The 16,379-nt window shown below is 70.5% G+C and carries 11 protein-coding genes; 6 read left to right on the forward strand and 5 right to left on the reverse strand.

Annotation, left to right across the window (positions count from 1 at the left end; translation table 11 throughout):
* Positions 1 to 77: 77 nt before the first annotated feature.
* The 3 genes from ACKUU6_RS03690 (at position 78) to ACKUU6_RS03700 (ending at position 3,775) form a co-directional block, all read left to right on the forward strand.
* On the forward strand, positions 78 to 1,130 hold the full coding sequence (locus ACKUU6_RS03690; protein WP_407986977.1) for a sugar ABC transporter substrate-binding protein: 1,053 nt from the start codon (positions 78 to 80) through the stop codon (positions 1,128 to 1,130).
* Between the two features lie 79 nt (positions 1,131 to 1,209).
* Positions 1,210 to 2,760 carry a sugar ABC transporter ATP-binding protein gene (locus tag ACKUU6_RS03695; protein WP_407986978.1) on the forward strand — a complete coding sequence of 517 codons (1,551 nt, stop codon included), beginning with the start codon at positions 1,210 to 1,212 and terminating at the stop codon, positions 2,758 to 2,760.
* Positions 2,744 to 3,775 (forward strand): ABC transporter permease, encoded by a 1,032-nt coding sequence (locus tag ACKUU6_RS03700; protein ID WP_407986979.1) that lies wholly within the window; start codon positions 2,744 to 2,746, stop codon positions 3,773 to 3,775. Before ACKUU6_RS03695 ends, ACKUU6_RS03700 begins: the two co-directional genes overlap by 17 nt.
* Before the next feature lie 41 nt (positions 3,776 to 3,816).
* On the opposite strand, the gene ACKUU6_RS03705 is transcribed toward ACKUU6_RS03700, so the two are convergent.
* From ACKUU6_RS03705 to ACKUU6_RS03725, 5 genes are all read right to left on the reverse strand, one after another.
* Positions 3,817 to 4,809 (reverse strand): phosphotransferase family protein, encoded by a 993-nt coding sequence (locus ACKUU6_RS03705; protein WP_407986980.1) that lies wholly within the window; start codon positions 4,807 to 4,809, stop codon positions 3,817 to 3,819.
* A gap of 89 nt (positions 4,810 to 4,898) precedes the next feature.
* The gene (gene yicI, locus ACKUU6_RS03710; protein ID WP_407986981.1) at positions 4,899 to 7,181 is read right to left on the reverse strand and encodes an alpha-xylosidase; all 2,283 of its coding nucleotides are present in this window, start codon (positions 7,179 to 7,181) and stop codon (positions 4,899 to 4,901) included.
* A complete protein-coding gene (locus ACKUU6_RS03715) occupies positions 7,178 to 8,557 on the reverse strand; it encodes a GH1 family beta-glucosidase (RefSeq protein WP_407992028.1) in 1,380 nt (459 codons plus the stop codon). The genes yicI and ACKUU6_RS03715 overlap by 4 nt, the downstream gene beginning before the upstream one ends.
* A gap of 32 nt (positions 8,558 to 8,589) precedes the next feature.
* Positions 8,590 to 9,573: an acetylxylan esterase gene (locus ACKUU6_RS03720; RefSeq protein WP_407986982.1), complete on the reverse strand. Its 984-nt coding sequence runs from the start codon at positions 9,571 to 9,573 to the stop codon at positions 8,590 to 8,592.
* 167 nt (positions 9,574 to 9,740) lie between these two features.
* Positions 9,741 to 12,521, reverse strand: a complete 2,781-nt coding sequence (locus tag ACKUU6_RS03725; RefSeq protein ID WP_407986984.1) for a glycoside hydrolase family 3 C-terminal domain-containing protein — start codon at positions 12,519 to 12,521, stop codon at positions 9,741 to 9,743.
* A 264-nt stretch (positions 12,522 to 12,785) separates the two neighbouring features.
* On the opposite strand from ACKUU6_RS03725, the gene ACKUU6_RS03730 reads away from it, so the two are divergent.
* Genes ACKUU6_RS03730 through ACKUU6_RS03740 form a run of 3 tightly spaced genes read left to right on the forward strand, consistent with a single transcriptional unit; the run spans position 12,786 to position 16,377 of the window.
* The gene (locus tag ACKUU6_RS03730; protein ID WP_407986985.1) at positions 12,786 to 14,465 is read left to right on the forward strand and encodes an ABC transporter substrate-binding protein; all 1,680 of its coding nucleotides are present in this window, start codon (positions 12,786 to 12,788) and stop codon (positions 14,463 to 14,465) included.
* Positions 14,462 to 15,409 (forward strand): ABC transporter permease, encoded by a 948-nt coding sequence (locus ACKUU6_RS03735; RefSeq protein WP_407986986.1) that lies wholly within the window; start codon positions 14,462 to 14,464, stop codon positions 15,407 to 15,409. Before ACKUU6_RS03730 ends, ACKUU6_RS03735 begins: the two co-directional genes overlap by 4 nt.
* Positions 15,406 to 16,377, forward strand: coding sequence for a carbohydrate ABC transporter permease (locus ACKUU6_RS03740; RefSeq protein WP_407986987.1), 972 nt, complete (start codon positions 15,406 to 15,408; stop codon positions 16,375 to 16,377). The genes ACKUU6_RS03735 and ACKUU6_RS03740 overlap by 4 nt, the downstream gene beginning before the upstream one ends.
* Positions 16,378 to 16,379: the final 2 nt, after the last annotated feature.

Below are 16,379 nucleotides of genomic sequence, written 5' to 3' on the forward strand. Positions count from 1 at the left end.
ATCCGATGACTGCGGCCCCCCTCTCCCGCTCCGCCTCACCCAGCGGAATCCCGGCCCCCGCCAAGGAGATCAGCACCATGAAGGCTCGCTCGTCCAGAATCATGGCCACCGCCGCCGCCGTGGTCGTCCTCGCGGGACTTGCCACGGCCTGCAACCGTGGCAGTGACTCGGCCGCCTCCGCCTCGGGTGGTGGAAAGCCGGCCATCGGCATCGACCTGCCGCGTGCGGACTCCGACTTCTGGAACTCCTACGCCCAGTACATCAAGCAGGACGCCACCTCCGAGGGCCTCAACACCCTGCCGGTGAGCAACTCGCAGAACGACGTCACCAAGCTGGTCGCCAACGTCCAGGTCTTCCAGAACACTGGCGCCAAGGCCATCGTGATGGCCCCTCAGGACACCGGCGCGGTCGCCTCGACCCTGGACAACCTGGCGGCCAAGAAGATCCCGGTGGTCAGCGTCGACACCCGCCCCGACAAGGGCGACGTCTACATGGTGGTGCGTGCCGACAACAAGGCGTACGGCTCCAAGGCCTGCGAGTTCCTCGGCAAGCAGCTCGGTGGCAAGGGGAAGGTCGCCGAGTTCCAGGGCTCGCTGAGCTCCATCAACGGACGCGACCGCTCGGAGGCGTTCGCCTCCTGCATGAAGGAGAAGTTCCCCGGCATCCAGGTGATCGAGCTGGCCACCGACTGGAAGGGCGACGTCGCCTCCGCCAAGCTCCAGTCCACCCTGACCGCCAACCCGGACCTGAACGGCATCTACATGCAGGCGGGCGGCGCCTTCCTGCAGCCCACCCTCGCCCTGCTCCAGCAGAAGGGCCTGCTCAAGCCGGTCGGCCAGCCCGGCCACATCGCCATCGTCTCCAACGACGGCATCCCGCAGGAGTTCGACGCGATCCGCAAGGGCGACATCGACGCGACCGTCTCCCAGCCCGCCGACCTGTACGCCAAGTACGCGCTGTACTACGCGAAGGCCGCCGCCGAGGGCAAGACCTTCCAGCCCGGCGCTACCGACCACGAGTCCACCATCATCCAGCTGCCGAACGGCCTGGAGGACCAGCTGTCCGCCCCGCTGGTCACCAAGGACAACGTGGACGACAAGGCCCTGTGGGGCAACAACGTCGGCAACTGACCCCACCGACCTCCGTGGGCGGCGGACCGACGGCCCCGCCGCACCGCCGCTCACGGGTACGACCCTGAAAGGACCCGCCATGGCGGACCCCAGCCCCGTCCGGGGCCCTGTCGTCGAGGCCGACGGGATCAGCAAGCGCTTCGGCGCCACCGTCGCGCTCAGCGACGCCCGCATCTCGGTCGCGCCCGGCGAGTCGCACGCGCTGGTCGGCCGCAACGGCGCCGGAAAGTCCACCCTGGTCTCGATCCTCACCGGACTGCAGAACCCCGACACCGGCACCCTGCGCTTCGACGGCGCACCCGCCCCCGCGCCGGGCGACATCGAGGCCTGGCGCTCCCGGGTGGCCTGCGTGTACCAGCGCTCCACCATCATCCCGGCGCTGACCGTCGCGGAGAACCTGTTCCTCAACCGGCAGAGCGACGCTGCGATGCGGCCGATCAGCTGGAAGCAACTACGTCAGCGGGCCGGTGAGTTGCTCGCCGAGTACGGTGTGGACGTCGACCCGACCGCACGCGCCGGAGACCTCGGTGTCGAACAGCGGCAGTTCGTCGAGATCGCCCGGGCGCTCTCCCTCGGGGCCCGCTTCATCATCCTGGACGAGCCGACCGCCAAGCTCGACGCCCGCGGCATCGAGCGGCTCTTCGACAAGCTGCGCTCGCTTCAACGGCAGGGTGTCGCCTTCCTGTTCATCTCGCACCACCTCCAGGAGGTCTACGACCTCTGCACCACGGTCACGGTCTACCGGGACGCCCGGCACATCGTCACCGCGCCGGTCGCCGGACTCGGCCGGCAGGCGCTGGTCGAGGCGATGACCGGGGAGAGCGCCCAGGGCGCACCCTGGAGCCTGTCGGGCCGTCAGAACATTGGCGGTGCGCCACTTTTGGAGGTATCCGGTCTCAGCCTGGCGGGTGCCTACCAGGACGTCGCGCTGACCGCGCGGCCCGGCGAGGTGGTGGGCCTGGCCGGCGCGGCCGCCAGCGGAAACGTCCAACTCGGCGAAACCCTGGCCGGGTTGCACCGCCCGCAGTCCGGGGCCGTCACCGTGGCCGGCCGACCGGTGCGTACGGGTCAGGTTCCCGCCGCACTCGCCGCCGGTATCGGTTTCGTCCCCGAGGACCGGCACCTCCAGGGCCTCATCCCGCAGCGCAGCGTCGCCGAGAACGCCACCCTGACCGTCAGTGACCAGCTCGGCCCCTGGGGCACGGTGCTGCCGTCCCGGACCCGGGCCTTCGCCGAGCGGATGATCGCCGGCCTCGACATCAAGACGCCCGGCCCCTCGACCCCGGTCTCCGCCCTGTCCGGCGGCAACCAGCAGAAGGTGGTCATCGCCCGGGCGCTGGCGGCCGAACCGCAGGTGCTGGTCGCCATCCGGCCCACCAACGGCGTCGACATCAAGTCCAAGGAATCCCTGCTCGGCACCGTCCGCGAGGTCGCCGACGCCGGAAAGAGCGCCCTGATCGTCTCCGACGAACTCGACGACCTGCGGGTCTGCGACCGCGTCCTGGCCATGTTCCACGGCCGTGTGGTCGCCGAGTTCGCCCACGGCTGGAGCGACGAAGAGCTGGTCTCAGCCATGGAGGGCATGGCCGGCCCGACCGACACGAAGGAAAGTCATGTCACCCACCACTGAGGCCCGCGCGCACTCGGCCACCACCGTCCCCGCGTCCGCCCGCCCCGGCTTCAGCCTGGCGCGCTACCGCGACCTCTCCCTCGTCCCGGTCCTGCTCGTGCTCGGCATCATCGGATTCATCGTCTCCCCCGCCTTCCTCACCTCCGACAACCTGCTCGGCGTCGGCCAGCAGGCCACCGAGCTGAGCCTGCTGGTGCTGGCCGAGGCCCTGATCCTGATCGCCGCGCGGATGGACCTCTCACTGGAGTCCACCATCGGCGTCGCCCCGGTCATCGCCGTCTGGCTGGTGCTGCCCGACCACGGCGCCCGGTTCAACGGCCTAGGGCTCTTCCCCACCTGGACGGCCGTCCCGCTCTGCCTGCTGGTCGGCGCGGTCATCGGCGCGGTCAACGGCTTCCTGATCCTCAAGCTGCGCCTGAACGGCTTCATCGTCACCCTCGGCGCGCTCACCCTGCTGCGCGGCCTCCAGGTCGCGATCTCCGAGGGCCAGTCGATCGTCAATCTGCCCGGCTCCTTCACCTACCTCGGCCGCACCAGCTGGCTCGGCGTCCCGGCCGCGATCTGGATCTGCGCCCTGCTCTTCCTGATCGCCGGCTGCGCGCTCGCCTGGCTGCGCCACGGCCGCGCCCTCTACGCGATCGGCGGCAACGCCGAGGCCGCCCGCGCCGCCGGCATCCGGGTCGACCGGATCACCTGGGCCGTCCTCGTCCTGGGCAGCCTGCTCGCCGCCTTCGCCGGCATCCTCTACACCGGCCACTACGGCTCCATCTCGGCCGACCAGGGCAACGGCTGGATCTTCCAGGTCTTCGCCGCCACCGTCATCGGCGGCGTCAGCCTGAACGGCGGCCGCGGCACGCTGTTCGGTGCTCTGACCGGCGTGCTCACCCTCCAACTCGTGGTCAACGTCATGACCCTGGCCGGGGTGCCGCCGCTCTGGAACCAGTTCCTGAACGGCGCGATCATCATCGTCGCGCTGATCATCTCCCGCTTCGCCTCCGGCGAGAAGCAGGAGTGACGGCTCCCTGAGACCGCCGGCGCGGCGCGGCAGCCGGTCAGCTACCCCATCGCCCGGATCCGGGCGATGCTCTCGTCGAGGAAGCCGCGGCAGAACACCAGGTGGTCCGCGCCGTAGCCGCGCGGGCCGCACTCGACCACCAGCAGCAGCCCCAGGTACAGGTGGTAGAGGGCCAGCCGGTGCCGGAGGGTGGGGTCGAAGTCCAGGCGGCCGCCCGCCCCGGTGTAGCCGGCCACCAGGTCGCTGCCCGGGCCGGTGCCGCCACCGAAGGCCAGCGAGACCAGTTCGGCGGCCGGGTCGCCCCAGAACGCCCGTTCGTGGTCGATGAGCCCGGTGACGCGGGCCCGCCGCCCACCGTCGGCCGGCTGGACGAAGACGTTGCCCGGCCACAGGTCGAAGTGGACCAGCCGAGGTTCGGTCACCTCGTCGAGCGCCTGGCGGCCCTCGGCCACCAGGGCCCGGAGGTCGCCGGGCTGCACGCCCAGTGGGGACTGCCAACGGTCGGCGTCGTCGAGCAGCGCGTCGACCATGGCGGTGAACGCCGTTCGCCAGTCGGGGGCGGACAGCGCGGACTCGGCGGCGGGATACCCGAAACGGCCGTCCTCGGAGCGCAGGGTGTGCAGGCGCGCGGTGATCGCCCCCAGCTCGCGCCGCAGATCCGCCCCGGTCCGTGGGTCCAGCCGGTCGCCCGCCTTGTCCCACGGGATGCCGTCCAGTACCGACAGGACGATGAACTCCGCTCCTGCGTACAGCAGTTGCGGCGAGGGTACGGCGCCGGGCGGCAGCGTCGTGAGCCGCCGGTAGACCATGGCCTCGGTGGCCAGGATGCCGCGCTCGTACCGGAGGACCGCCGCGTCGGGCGGCGGAGCGAGCTTCACCACGGCGGCTCGGCCGTCGTCCAGCCGGACCCGGTGGACGCTGTTGAACCAGCCGTCGGTCAGCTCACCCTCCAGGCGGCACCCGATGCCGGCACCGGCGCGCAGCAGGGCATCGAGTTGGTCACCGGTCAGGTGACGCTTGGTCAGGCTCTCCATGACAGGTGCACTTCCGGGGTGGTGGCGAACCTGAGGCGGGACCCCACGAGGGGTCCCGCCTCAGGTTCGGGTTCGGGCCGGGTCCGGGTTCAGGCCGGGTACGGCAGGTCCGCCTCGGCGGTGCCCGCCGGGTGGGCGTGCAGGGTGCCGTCCGGTCCGCCGATCCGCAGCTGCCAGGCGTGCGGACTGTCGGTGGTGACATGGAGCCGGTCGCCTTCGCGGCGCAGGTGGAAGCGGGCGCTGCTGCCGGTGCCTTCGGTGTCGGGGACGACCAGGGTGCGTTCGGCTCCCGCGGCGAAGGCGTGCACCCGCAGTTCGACGCCGTCCGCCCAGGCGGAGACGGGGTGTTGGTCGTCGGCCCCGAGCGGGAGCACGGAGTCGGGCCGGGCTAGCAGCGGCAGGGTGTGGAAGCCGTGCCGCTCCTTCACCCAGCGCGGACCGATCACCTGGTCCCCCGTCAGGACGTTGGTCCAGGTCCCCTCGGGGACGTAGTACTCGACCGTGCCGTCGTCGCTGAAGACCGGCGCGACCAGCAGGTCCTCGCCGAGCATGTACTGCCGGTCCAGGGTGGCGGCGGCGGGGTCGTCGGGGAACTCCAGCACCATGGCACGCATCACCGGGATGCCCGTGGTGTGTGCCTGCTGGGCCGCGCGTTGCAGGTAGGGGGCGAGGCGGTGCTTGAGGAGCGTGAACTCGCGGGTGACGTCGACCGCCTCCTCCCCGTAGTCCCATGGCACCCGGTACGACTTGGAGCCGTGCAGGCGGCTGTGCGAGGAGAGCAGCCCGAACTGGACCCAGCGCTTGAAGACGGTGGGCGTGGGGGTGCCTTCGAAGCCGCCGATGTCGTGGCTCCAGAACCCGAAGCCCGACAGACCGAGCGACAGCCCACCGCGCAACGACTCGGCCATGGCGTTGAAGTGCGATTCGCAGTCGCCGCCCCAGTGGACGGGGTACTGCTGGCCGCCGGCGGTGGCGGAGCGGGCGAACAGCAACGCCTCACCCTCACCCCGCACCTCACGGAGCAGCTCGAAGACGGCCCGGTTGTAGAGGTGGGTGTAGTAGTTGTGCATACGCTCCGGGTCGGAGCCGTCGTGCCAGACCACATCGGTGGGGATGCGCTCGCCGAAGTCGGTCTTGAAGCAGTCCACACCCTGCTCCAGCAGCGGCCGCAGCTTGCCGGTGTACCAGGTGGCGGCGGCGGGGTTGGTGAAGTCCACCAGGGCCATGCCGGGCTGCCACAGGTCCCACTGCCACACGCTGCCGTCCGGGCGCCGCACCAGGTACCCCTCGCGCCTGGCCTCCTCGAACAGCGCCGACTTCTGCGCGATGTAGGGGTTGATCCAGGCCGAGATCCGCAGCCCCTGCTGCTTCAGCCGGGCGAGCATCCCGGCGGGGTCGGGGAAGGTGTCGGCGTCCCACTCGAAGTCGGACCACTGGTACTCGCGCATCCAGAAGCAGTCGAGGTGGAAGACGCTCAGCGGAATCCCGCGCTCGGCCATGCCGCCGACGAAGCGGTTGACGGTGGCCTCGTCGTAGTCGGTGGTGAAGGAGGTGGTCAGCCACAGCCCCAGCGCCCACGCCGGCGGCAGCGCGGGACGGCCGGTGAGGGCCGTGTAGCGCTCCAAAATTTGCTTGGGCGTGGGCCCGTAGACCACGAAGTACTCGAGCGACTGGTCCTCGACGCTGAACTGCACCTGGCCGACCGATTCGGAGCCAACCTCGTAGCTGACCTTGCCGAGGTGGTTGACGAAGACGCCGTAGCCCTGGTTGGTCAGGTGGAAGGGGATGTTCTTGTAGGACTGCTCGCTGGTGGTGCCGCCGTCGGCCTGCCAGATGTCCACCACCTGCCCGTTGCGGACGAACGGCGTGAACCGCTCCCCCAGACCGTAGACCAGTTCGCCGACGCCCAGGGAGAGTTGACCGAGCATGAAGTGACGCCCGGTGTCGTCGGTGACGAACGCCGTGCCGCGCTCCCCGACCGTGGTCAGGACCCGGCCGTCGGCGGCGAACTCCAGCTGCCACGGCTGGGAGGTGTCCACCCGCAGCGTCAGGTCGCCCGCGGCCAGCTCCACCACGTCCCCGTCGCGGCGCACCTTCCCGGCGCTCCGCTCCGCCCCGGGCAGCGCGAACTCCGGCCCGCGCTGCACCGATCCGGCGTGGTGGGTGGCGCGCACCCCGATGATGCCCTCGGCCGGCGACCAGCACTCGACCGTCAGCAGAGGGCTGTTGAGGGTGTCACCACGGCCGCGCACGTGCTTCACCGGCGCGTAGAGCGTGATCCCGTGCTCGTCCGACCGGACGTCGGCGACCTCGGCGGCATAACGCGCGGTGACACCGGGGCGCATCAGCCAGTAGCCGTCGGTGAATTTCATCGGGCAGGTTCCTCTGTCCGCGCGCGCTGCGCGGTGATCAGGCCCCGGTACCAGTGATAACTGTCCTTGGGCGTTCGGGTTTTGGTGTCGTAGTCGACCCGGACCAGACCGAAACGCTGGTCGTAGCCACGGGCCCACTCGAAGTTGTCCAGGAGTGACCACAGGAAGTAGCCGCGGACGTCGACCCCGGCGGCGATGGCGTCGGCGACGGCGGCGAGGTGGTCCGCGAGGTAGTCGATCCGCCCGGTGTCGTGGACCTGGCCGTCCGGACCGACGGTGTCGGGGTCGGCGCAACCGTTCTCGGTGATCCAGATCGGCGGCAACTCCGGGTACCGGCCGTGCAGCCCGGTGAGCAGCTCGGTGAACGCGGCCGGGACGACCGGCCACCCCATGGTGGTGTGCCGGGTCCCGTACGGGTCCAGCTCGGTGACGCCGATGTCCACGGCGGAGCGCTGCTCGGGGTCCTCCGCCCGGTGCGGGGCGGCGGCGACGGTGATCGGGCGGTAGAAGTTGATGCCGAGGAAGTCCAGTGGCGCACCGATGAGTTCGAGGTCACCGGGGCGGCGCCAGGGGCCGTCGGCCTGGCCGGCCCAGGTCTCGGCCTCGTCGGCGGGGTAGCGGCCGGAGAACAGCGGCTGGGTCCAGACCTCGTTGTGGAGGACCTCGGCCCGGCGCAGCGCGGCGAGGTCCTCGGGACGGTCGGAGGCGGTGTGGATCCGGTCCAGGTTGAGGGTGATCCCGACCTCCTGGGCGCCCGCCGCCCGCAGCTCCCGGACGGCCAGGCCGTGGCCGACCAGCAGGTGGTGGGCGGCCGCCAGCGCGCCCCGGCCCTCCTGGGCGCCGGGTGCGTGGCGGCCCTCGGCGTAGCCCACGAAGGCTGAGCAGTGCGGCTCGTTTAGGGTGATCCAACGCTCCACCCGGTCGCCGAACCGTTCGGCGGCGAGAGCCGTGTACCCGGCGAACGCCTCGGCTGTCTCCCGGACCCGCCAGCCACCGCGGTCCTCCAGCGCCTGCGGCAGGTCCCAGTGGTAGAGGGTGACGGCGGGTCGGATCCCGGCGGCCAGCAGCTCGTCGAGCAGGCGGTCGTAGAAGTCGACGCCCTTGGCGTTGACCGGGCCGGTGCCCTCCGGCAGCAGACGGCTCCAGGAGAAGGAGAATCGGTAGCTGTCCACACCGAGTTGGCGCAGCAGTTCCACGTCCTCCCGGTAGCGGTGGTAGTGGTCGCAGGCGGTGTCACCGGTCGCGCCACCGAGCGTCCGCCCCGGCGTGTGGCTGAAGGTGTCCCAGATCGAGGGCCCGCGGCCGTCCTGGTCGTGGGCGCCCTCGATCTGGTACGCGGCGGTGGCGGCACCGAAGCGGAAGCCGGCGGGCAGCATGGGAAAGGCCCGGGCGGCGGAGGGAGTGGTGGTCACAGCTGCACCGCCAGTCCACGCTCGCGCAGCCAGGTCAGCTGGGCGGGCGGGTTGGAGCCGCAGCCGCCGCCATGGTCGGCGAAGGGCCAGACCGTCATGGTGCGGTCCTGGCCGGCGTAGTGGTTGAAGGCGGCGTAGACGGTGGACGGCGGGCAGACCGGGTCCATCAGTCCGACGCTGAACAGGGCGGGAGCGGTGGCCCGTTGGGCGAAGTGGACACCGTCGAAGTGGTCCAGGGTGTCGAGGGTCGGCTCCACCTTGTGGCGGCTGTGCCAGCGCAGGTACTTGACGATCTCCTGGTACGGCCCTTCGCCGGCGATCTGGGCGGCGTGGCGGAAGTGGCACAGGAACGGTACGTCCGGCATCACCGCTGCCGCCCGGTCCCCGACGAGTCCGGCGACCGCCAGCGCGAGGCCGCCGCCCTGGCTGCCGCCGGTCAGTACGATCCGGTCGGTGTCGAGGCCGGGCAGCTGCGCGACGGCGTCGACGGCGCGCACGCAGTCGGTGATCAGGCGGCGGTAGTAGTAGTTCTCCGGGGAGTCGATGCCCCGGGTCATGAATCCTTCGCTCCACTGCGTGCCGTCGCCCATCCCCAGGTCCGGGGTGTCGTGGCCCTGGCCCCTGCTGTCGACGACGAGTTGGGCGTATCCGGCGGCGGACCAGAAGAGGTGGTCGGTGGGTAGCCCGCGGCCGCCGGAGTAGCCGATGTAGGTGACGACGACGGGCAGCGGGCCCTCCGCGCCGGCGGGGCGCAGCAGCCAGGCGGCCACCGGTTCGCCGTTCCAGCCGGGGAAGCGTACGTCGTCGACCTCGACGGTGCGCAGTGCGTACTGCGAGGTGACACGTTCGGCCTTGACGGCCCCGTCGTGGGTGCGGGCTTCGGCGAGTGTCCGTTGCCAGAACGCGTCGAATTCCTCCGGAGCGTTCATCTCCGGCCGGTAGGCGGTCAGTTCGTCGAGGCCGAAGTCGGTGAGCGGCATGGCGGCTTCCTCGGATGGGAGAGCGGAGGGGACGGGTGACGGCCGTCCCGGGCGATGTACGGGTGGCGGCCCGTCCCCCCGGGGCGGGCCGCCGTTCTCGGTGACCGGGGGCGGGTCCGACAACTCCCGGTGATCCACACGGTAGTTGTCGGGACCCTCCCCGGAACTCAGTGGGCTGTGCCGAAGTGGAAGGCCAGCAGGCGCACCTCGCCGTGCAGGGTCACCGTCAGGTCCTGCTGGCCGACGGGCGGGGTGTTCAGTTCGGTGGCGACCGTGGTCCAGGTGTGGCGGTGGCCGGTGGCGGGGACGTCGATCTCCGCCAACAGCTGGTCACCGGAACGGAATTCGAGCTTCGCGTCGCCCGTGACCTCGTGTGCGGTCTCGGCTTCGATCCGGACCGCGCCGGAGAGGTCGACGCCCCGGAAGAGCAGCGTGGCCGGCTGGGTGGGGTCGGCGGGGGTGACGGCGTCGCCGTCGGTGCGGGTGGCGTCGACGATGGTGCTGCCGACGTGGCTGTCGAAGTCGACTGCCAGGGTCCGGCGTTCGACCACCGCGCGGGGCTGCGGCCGGGGGCCGGTGACGGTCAGCGGCGCGGTGAGGACCGGGTGCTCGGCCGAGCGGGCGATGATGATCTCGTACGCGCCGGGGTCGACGGTGAACGCGCCGGTGGTGACGTCCCAGTGGGCGAGCCGGTCGGCCGGCAGCCGGAAGGTCAGCTCCCGGCTCTCACCCGGATCCAGCCGGATCTTGGCGAAGTCGGCGAGGCGCAGGCGTGGGGCCTGGTAGCGGGCGTCCAGGGCGCGGACGTAGACCTGGACCACCTCACTGCCCGGCCGGTGGCCGGTGTTAGCCACCGTCAGCGTCGCGTCGAGGGAGCCGTCCTGCGTGATCGACGGCTCGGACAGCCGCAGGTCCCGGTGGGCGAACTCGGTGTAGGACAGTCCGTGGCCGAAGGGGTAGAGCGGCGCGGCCTGGTGGTACTGGTAGGTCCAGCCCGCGGTGATGATGTCGTAGTCGAGCGGTGCGGGCAGACGGTCGTCGCCCCGGTACCAGGTCTGCGGAAGCCGTCCGGACGGCTCGGCCGCACCGAGCAGCACGTCGGCCAGCGCGTTCCCGGTCTCCGAGCCGCCGTGGGAGGTCCACAGCACGGCGGGCAGGTGCCCGTCGGCCCAGTCGACGGCGAACGGGTAACTGCTCATCACCACCAGCGCCGTCTCCGGACGGGCGTTCGCCACCGCGCGCAGCAGCGCCTCCTGGCCGGCGGGCAGCGCGGTGTCGACCCGGTCCTCGGTCTCGCGGCCGTTGACCAGCGGGTGACTGCCGAGCACCACTACGGCGGCGTCGGCCGCCTCGGCGGCCGCCCGCGCCTCGGCCTTGCCGTCGCGCAGCAGATCGCGCTGCCAGCGTTCGGCACTCTCCGGGCCGTCGGCGGTGACGGTCACCCGGCCGTCGGCCGGGTCGACGGCCGCGTAACGGCCGGAGTGCACCGAGCGCAACAGCACGTCGCCGTCCTCGGCCGGCTCCAGGCGGAAGGTCTCGTGGATCTCCCAGCTCTTGAGGATCTCCTGGTCGGCCACCAGCGTGCCGTCGTCCTTGAGGCTGAGGTAGCGGCCGGTTCCGGCCGCCCGCAGGGTCAGCATGCCCCGGCCCCAGTCGGTTACGTCGAACGCGTCGGAGCCCAGCAGTTCACCGCTGACGCGCGACCGCAGCGCGATCCGGTCGCTGCCCTCCACCCGGACCACCTCACCGCCGTGGGCACCGAGCGCGGCGGTGAGCCCGTCGGCGACGGTGACCTGGTACGACATGGTGCCGCTGTACCAGTCCTCGCACAGCATCTCGGCGAGCGGGCCGATCACGGCGACCCTAGGGGTGCGGGCCGGATCGAGCGGCAGCAGGCCGTCGTTCTTGAGCAGCACCACCGACTCGGTGGCGGCCTCCCGGGAGAGGGCGTGGTGCTCGGGGCTGTCGATCACCTCAGGGCCGATCCCGGCGTACGGGTCCAGCTCAGGGTCGAACTCGCCGAGCCGGAACCGGAGTTCGAGCTGCCGCCGGACCGCGAGGTCGACGTCGGTCTGGTCGATCAGACCGCGCTCCAGGGCTTCGCGCAGGCGACCGACGGGCGTTGCGCTGTCCTCGCCGTGGTCGGTGAAGTTGTCGATGCCGGCCTTCAGTGCCGCCGCGTGGCCCCGCGCGTGGTCCTCGAAGTAGTGCTCGGGGTCGACCAGGTTGGACGGCGCCTCGGCGTCGCTCACCACGAACAGCTCGTGCCCGGTCGGCCGCGCCCAGCGGCGCAGCTCCGTCTCGATGAGCGGACTGACGTGGCAGGGACGGCCGTTGACCAGGTTGTAGCCTGCCATCGCCCCGGTGGCGGCGCCGGAGGCGACCACCGGCCGGAAGGCCGCCAGGTCGTACTCGTGCAGCACCCGCGGACGCACCGCGGAGGAGGTCATGCAGCGGTCGTCCTCGTTGTTGTACGCGAGGAAGTGCTTGAGTACCGGCGCCGTGCGCAGGTACGTCGGGTGGTCACCGGCCAGCCCGCGGCAGTACGCCTCGCCGAGCCGTGCGGTGTGCACCGGGTCCTCGGAGTAGCCCTCCTCGTTGCGGCCCCAGCGCGGGTCGCGCAGCAGGTTCAGCACGGGCGCCCAGGCCTGCAGGCTGTTGGTGCCGGTGCCCGAAGCGGTCGGGCGGTGGTAGTGGAAGGCACGCAGCTCGACCGAGACCGCCTCGGCGACCCGGCGGACGAGCTCTTCGTCCCAGGTGGCGCCGAGGCCGACGGCCTGTGGAAAGACCGTCGCCACCCCGAGCCAGGACACGCCGTGCAGGGCCTCGCTGCCGGTGCGGAACGAGGCAACACCCAGGTGCGGGACGGCCGGCGCGTACTGGTGCAGCATCGCGAGCTTCTCGTCGGGCGTGAGCCGCTCCAGCAGGTCGTCGACGCGCTTGCGCAACGGCAGCTCTGGATCACGGAACGGGGGCAGGTGATCTGCGGAAACGGGCTGGGAAGTCAACGGGAACCCTTCGGACAGGCGTGGCGCTGTGACCATTCATCGAAGCGCTTCGACGCTGACATGGACCCGGGGGGCCTGTCAACTACCAGTGCACAGAGGAAATTTGGAATTGTTCAGGGCCTTGCTGAACCCGTAACGCGTCGTTAGTCTCGCCGCAATATCCAAGCGCTTCGACAACTCCGCAGTGGAAGGGCCGTCTCCACCATGAGAACCGAGCTGAACCGCAGGAGCTTCATCAGTGCCGCCGTGTCCGTCGCGGGAGCCGCCGCGATGGCCCCGCTCCTCACCGCTTGCGGCGACGGAGGCAACCGCAAGACCGGTGCGAACACCGAGACCGGCCTCAAGGCCGCCCTGCCGGCCTACGCCGCCAGCGCCGCCGTCAAGCCGGACATCCCGTCCGTGGCCGGTCCCGCCGGCTCGGCCACCGATCCCGGCTTCCTGACCTACCCGGCCTCCCCGGTCGCCAGTGTCTCCGGCGTCCCCGGCAAGGGCGGCAACTACACGGCGGTCACCCCGCTCTGGGGCACCGTCCCGCCGGTGGGCAACTCCTTCTACCAGGCCATGAACAAGGCGCTGGGGGTGAACCTCACCATGAAGCCGGCGGACGGGAACAACTACGACACCATCATCGCGACCATGACCGCCGCCAAGCAGCTGCCGGACTGGATCCAGCTGCCGGCCTGGTGGAACGCCACCTTCAACACCGGCGGCCTCGTCGGCAACCAACTCGCCGACCTGACGCCGTACCTGGCGGGCGACAAGGTCAAGAAGTACCCCAACCTGGCCGCCATACCCACCAGCGCCTGGCAGGTCGGGGTCTGGGGCGACAAGCTCTACGGCATCCCCTCGTACTCCAGTTCCTTCGTCATCGCGGGCGGCACCTTCTACCGCCGGGACATCCTCGAGAGCCGGGGCATCACCGCCGACCAGGTCAAGTCCGCCGACGACCTGATGCGGCTCGGCAAGGAACTGACCGACGCCAAGCGCGGCGTGTGGGCCTTCGACGACGTGTGGACCTACCTGTACACCTGCTGGGGCGCCCCGCAGAAGTGGAAGGTCGACAACGGCAAGCTGATCCACGCCTACGAGACCCAGGAGTACCTGGAGGCCCTCGACTGGCACTACCGCCTCGCCACCTCTGGTTACATGCACCCGGACGCCCTGGCCGGCAACAACGCCAATGCCAACACCCGCTTCTACAGCGGACAGGTCCTGATCCAGGGCGGCGGCATGGGCATCTGGAACCTGAGCGACCACCAGTCCGGGACCGCCGCGAACCCGGACTACCGGCGCGGCGCCTTCAGCGCCATCTCCGCCGACGGCAAGAGCACACCCGTGATCCCGCTGGGCCCCTCCGCCAGCCTGGTGAGCTACCTCAACGCCGGTCTGAAGCCCGCTCAGATCGAGGAACTGCTCGAGGTCGCCAACTACCTGGCCGCACCGTACGGAACCGCCGAGTTCACGATGGTCAACTACGGCGTGGAGGGCCAGCACCACACCCGCGTCAACGGGGTGCCGACCTTCACCGACGAGGGCAAGAAGGACGTCCAGGCGACCACCTTCCCGTTCCTGGCCTCCGCCTCGAACGTGCTCAGCAACCCGGGCAACGACCGGATCACCACCGACTACGCCGCCTGGCAGGCCACCAACGTCAAGTACCTCGCCAAGCCGCCGTTCCTGGGCATGAACCTCAGCATGCCGCAGGCGATGTCCACTGCCCTGGCCGCGAAGGGCGTCGAGGACGCCGTCAAGGACTGCTACCACGGGAAGAAGAAGGTCTCCGAGGTCCAGGAGGCCATCGCGGGCTGGAAGGCCGGCGGCGGTGACCGGCTGAAGCAGTGGATGACCGACAACGTCCTGAGCAAGTACGGCACGGGCCAGTGAGTACCGCCCCGACGGAGCGCCCGCAGTCACCGGCCCGGCTCAACTGGCGGATCAAGCTGCGGCGTGACCGCTCGCTGCTGCTGATGACGGTGCCCGCGGTCCTGCTCCTGATCGTGTTCAGCTACGTCCCGCTGTTCGGCGTGGCCACCGCGTTCCAGGAGTACGACCCGCTGATCGGGGTCTGGCACAGCGAGTGGGTCGGGTTCGACCAGTTCCAGCGGCTGCTGAACGACCCGCTGTTCTGGGGGTCGTTGCAGAACACGCTCTACCTCAGCTTCGTCCAGCTGATCCTGTTCTTCCCGATCCCGATCGTGCTGGCCCTGCTGCTCAACACGGTGCTCAGCGAACGGACACGCAACTTCATCCAGTCCGTCGTCTACCTCCCGCACTTCTTCTCCTGGGTGCTCGCGCTCACCATCTTCCAACAGATGCTGGGAGGCGCGGGCGTGCTCAACCACTTCCTGCGCCAGCACGACCTCAGTACCTGGGACATCATGAGCAACCCGGACACCTTCGCGCTGCTCGTCACCTCCCAGTCCGTCTGGAAGGAGGCAGGCTGGGGGATCATCGTCTTCCTGGCCGCCCTCAGCGCGATCAACAGCGAGCTGTACGAGGCCGCCGCGGCGGACGGCGCGGGGTGGTTCCGGCGGATGTGGCACATCACCCTGCCCGGTCTGCGCGGGGTGATCGTCCTGATGCTGGTGCTGCGGCTGGGCAACGCCCTGTCGGTGGGCTTCGAGCAGTTCCTGATCCAGCGCGAAGCGGTCGGCAAGGACGCGGCGGACGTGCTGGACACCTTCTCCTTCTACTACGGCATCGCCACCGGCGACTACAGCTACGGCGCGGCGGCCGGGCTCTTCAAGAGCGTGATCTCCCTGCTGCTCATCTGGGGCGCCAACCGGCTGGCGCACGCTTTCGGCGAGGACGGGTTGTACCGGAAATGACCAATGCACTCACCATCGGCCGCAAGAGCGGCGAACGCCGCGCGGCGGCCGCCTCCCGGCGCCGCAGCCGGTCCGCCCGTCCACCGTGGCAGGAGCCGCCGAGCACGGTCGGCCAGGCCGCCAAGGGGCTGACGCTCGGCGGGGTCCTGGCCGTGGTCCTGGTCCCGATGTGGATCATCCTGCTGACCAGTTTCTCCACCCCGGGAGCCATCAACCGGGCGGGCGGGCTGGTGATCTGGCCGGACGGCCTGACCACCCAGGCCTACCGCGAGATGCTGGCCGACAGCACCGTGCTCACCGCGCTGCTGGTGAGCCTCGGCATCACCGCCGTCGGCACCGCGGTGTCGATGATCGTCTCGGTGCTCTGCGCCTACGGGCTCTCCTGGCCCCGGTCGCTCGGGCACCGGCCCATCCTGGTGCTCCTGATCATCACCATGTTCGTCAACGGCGGCCTGATCCCGAGCTTCCTGGTGGTCACCGGGCTCGGCGGCTACGGACAGTGGTGGGCGCTGATCCTGCCGAGCGCGGTCTCCGTCTTCAACATCCTGGTACTGCGCGCCTTCTACTCCGGGACCTCCGGGGAACTGATCGACGCGGCGCGGATGGACGGCGCGGGCGAGTGGCGGATCCTCTGGTCCGTCGTGCTGCCCACCTCGCGCGCGGTGACCGCGGTGATCGCGCTCTTCTACGGCGTCGGTTACTGGAACTCGTTCTTCAACGTCATGCTCTACATGCCGACGGACAGTCAGAAGTGGCCGCTGCAGTACGTGCTGCTCACCTACGTCAACCGCGGCAACGGCCTGCCGGGTTCTCTCAACACCGGCTTCGGCAACGCGCACGTGCAGACCGCGCCGCTGTCCCTGCAGATGGCCGTGGTGGTCCTCACCCTGGTACCGCTGGTCGCCGTCTACCCGTTCGTGCAGAAGCACCTGCGTACCGGCGTGCTCACCGGCGCCATCAAGGGCTGACG

It is taken from the genome of Kitasatospora sp. CMC57, assembly GCF_045866025.2.
Lineage (GTDB): Bacteria > Actinomycetota > Actinomycetes > Streptomycetales > Streptomycetaceae > Kitasatospora.

What these genes read in the sequence shown, in the direction of transcription:
- ACKUU6_RS03690 (WP_407986977.1), top strand. Translation starts at nt 78, where the DNA reads ATGAAGGCTCGCTCGTCCAGAATCATGGCCACCGCCGCCGCCGTGGTC.
- ACKUU6_RS03695 (WP_407986978.1), top strand. Translation starts at nt 1,210, where the DNA reads ATGGCGGACCCCAGCCCCGTCCGGGGCCCTGTCGTCGAGGCCGACGGG.
- ACKUU6_RS03700 (WP_407986979.1), top strand. Translation starts at nt 2,744, where the DNA reads ATGTCACCCACCACTGAGGCCCGCGCGCACTCGGCCACCACCGTCCCC.
- ACKUU6_RS03705 (WP_407986980.1), bottom strand. Translation starts at nt 4,809, where the DNA reads ATGGAGAGCCTGACCAAGCGTCACCTGACCGGTGACCAACTCGATGCC.
- yicI (WP_407986981.1), bottom strand. Translation starts at nt 7,181, where the DNA reads ATGAAATTCACCGACGGCTACTGGCTGATGCGCCCCGGTGTCACCGCG.
- ACKUU6_RS03715 (WP_407992028.1), bottom strand. Translation starts at nt 8,557, where the DNA reads ATGCTGCCCGCCGGCTTCCGCTTCGGTGCCGCCACCGCCGCGTACCAG.
- ACKUU6_RS03720 (WP_407986982.1), bottom strand. Translation starts at nt 9,573, where the DNA reads ATGCCGCTCACCGACTTCGGCCTCGACGAACTGACCGCCTACCGGCCG.
- ACKUU6_RS03730 (WP_407986985.1), top strand. Translation starts at nt 12,786, where the DNA reads ATGAGAACCGAGCTGAACCGCAGGAGCTTCATCAGTGCCGCCGTGTCC.
- ACKUU6_RS03740 (WP_407986987.1), top strand. Translation starts at nt 15,406, where the DNA reads ATGACCAATGCACTCACCATCGGCCGCAAGAGCGGCGAACGCCGCGCG.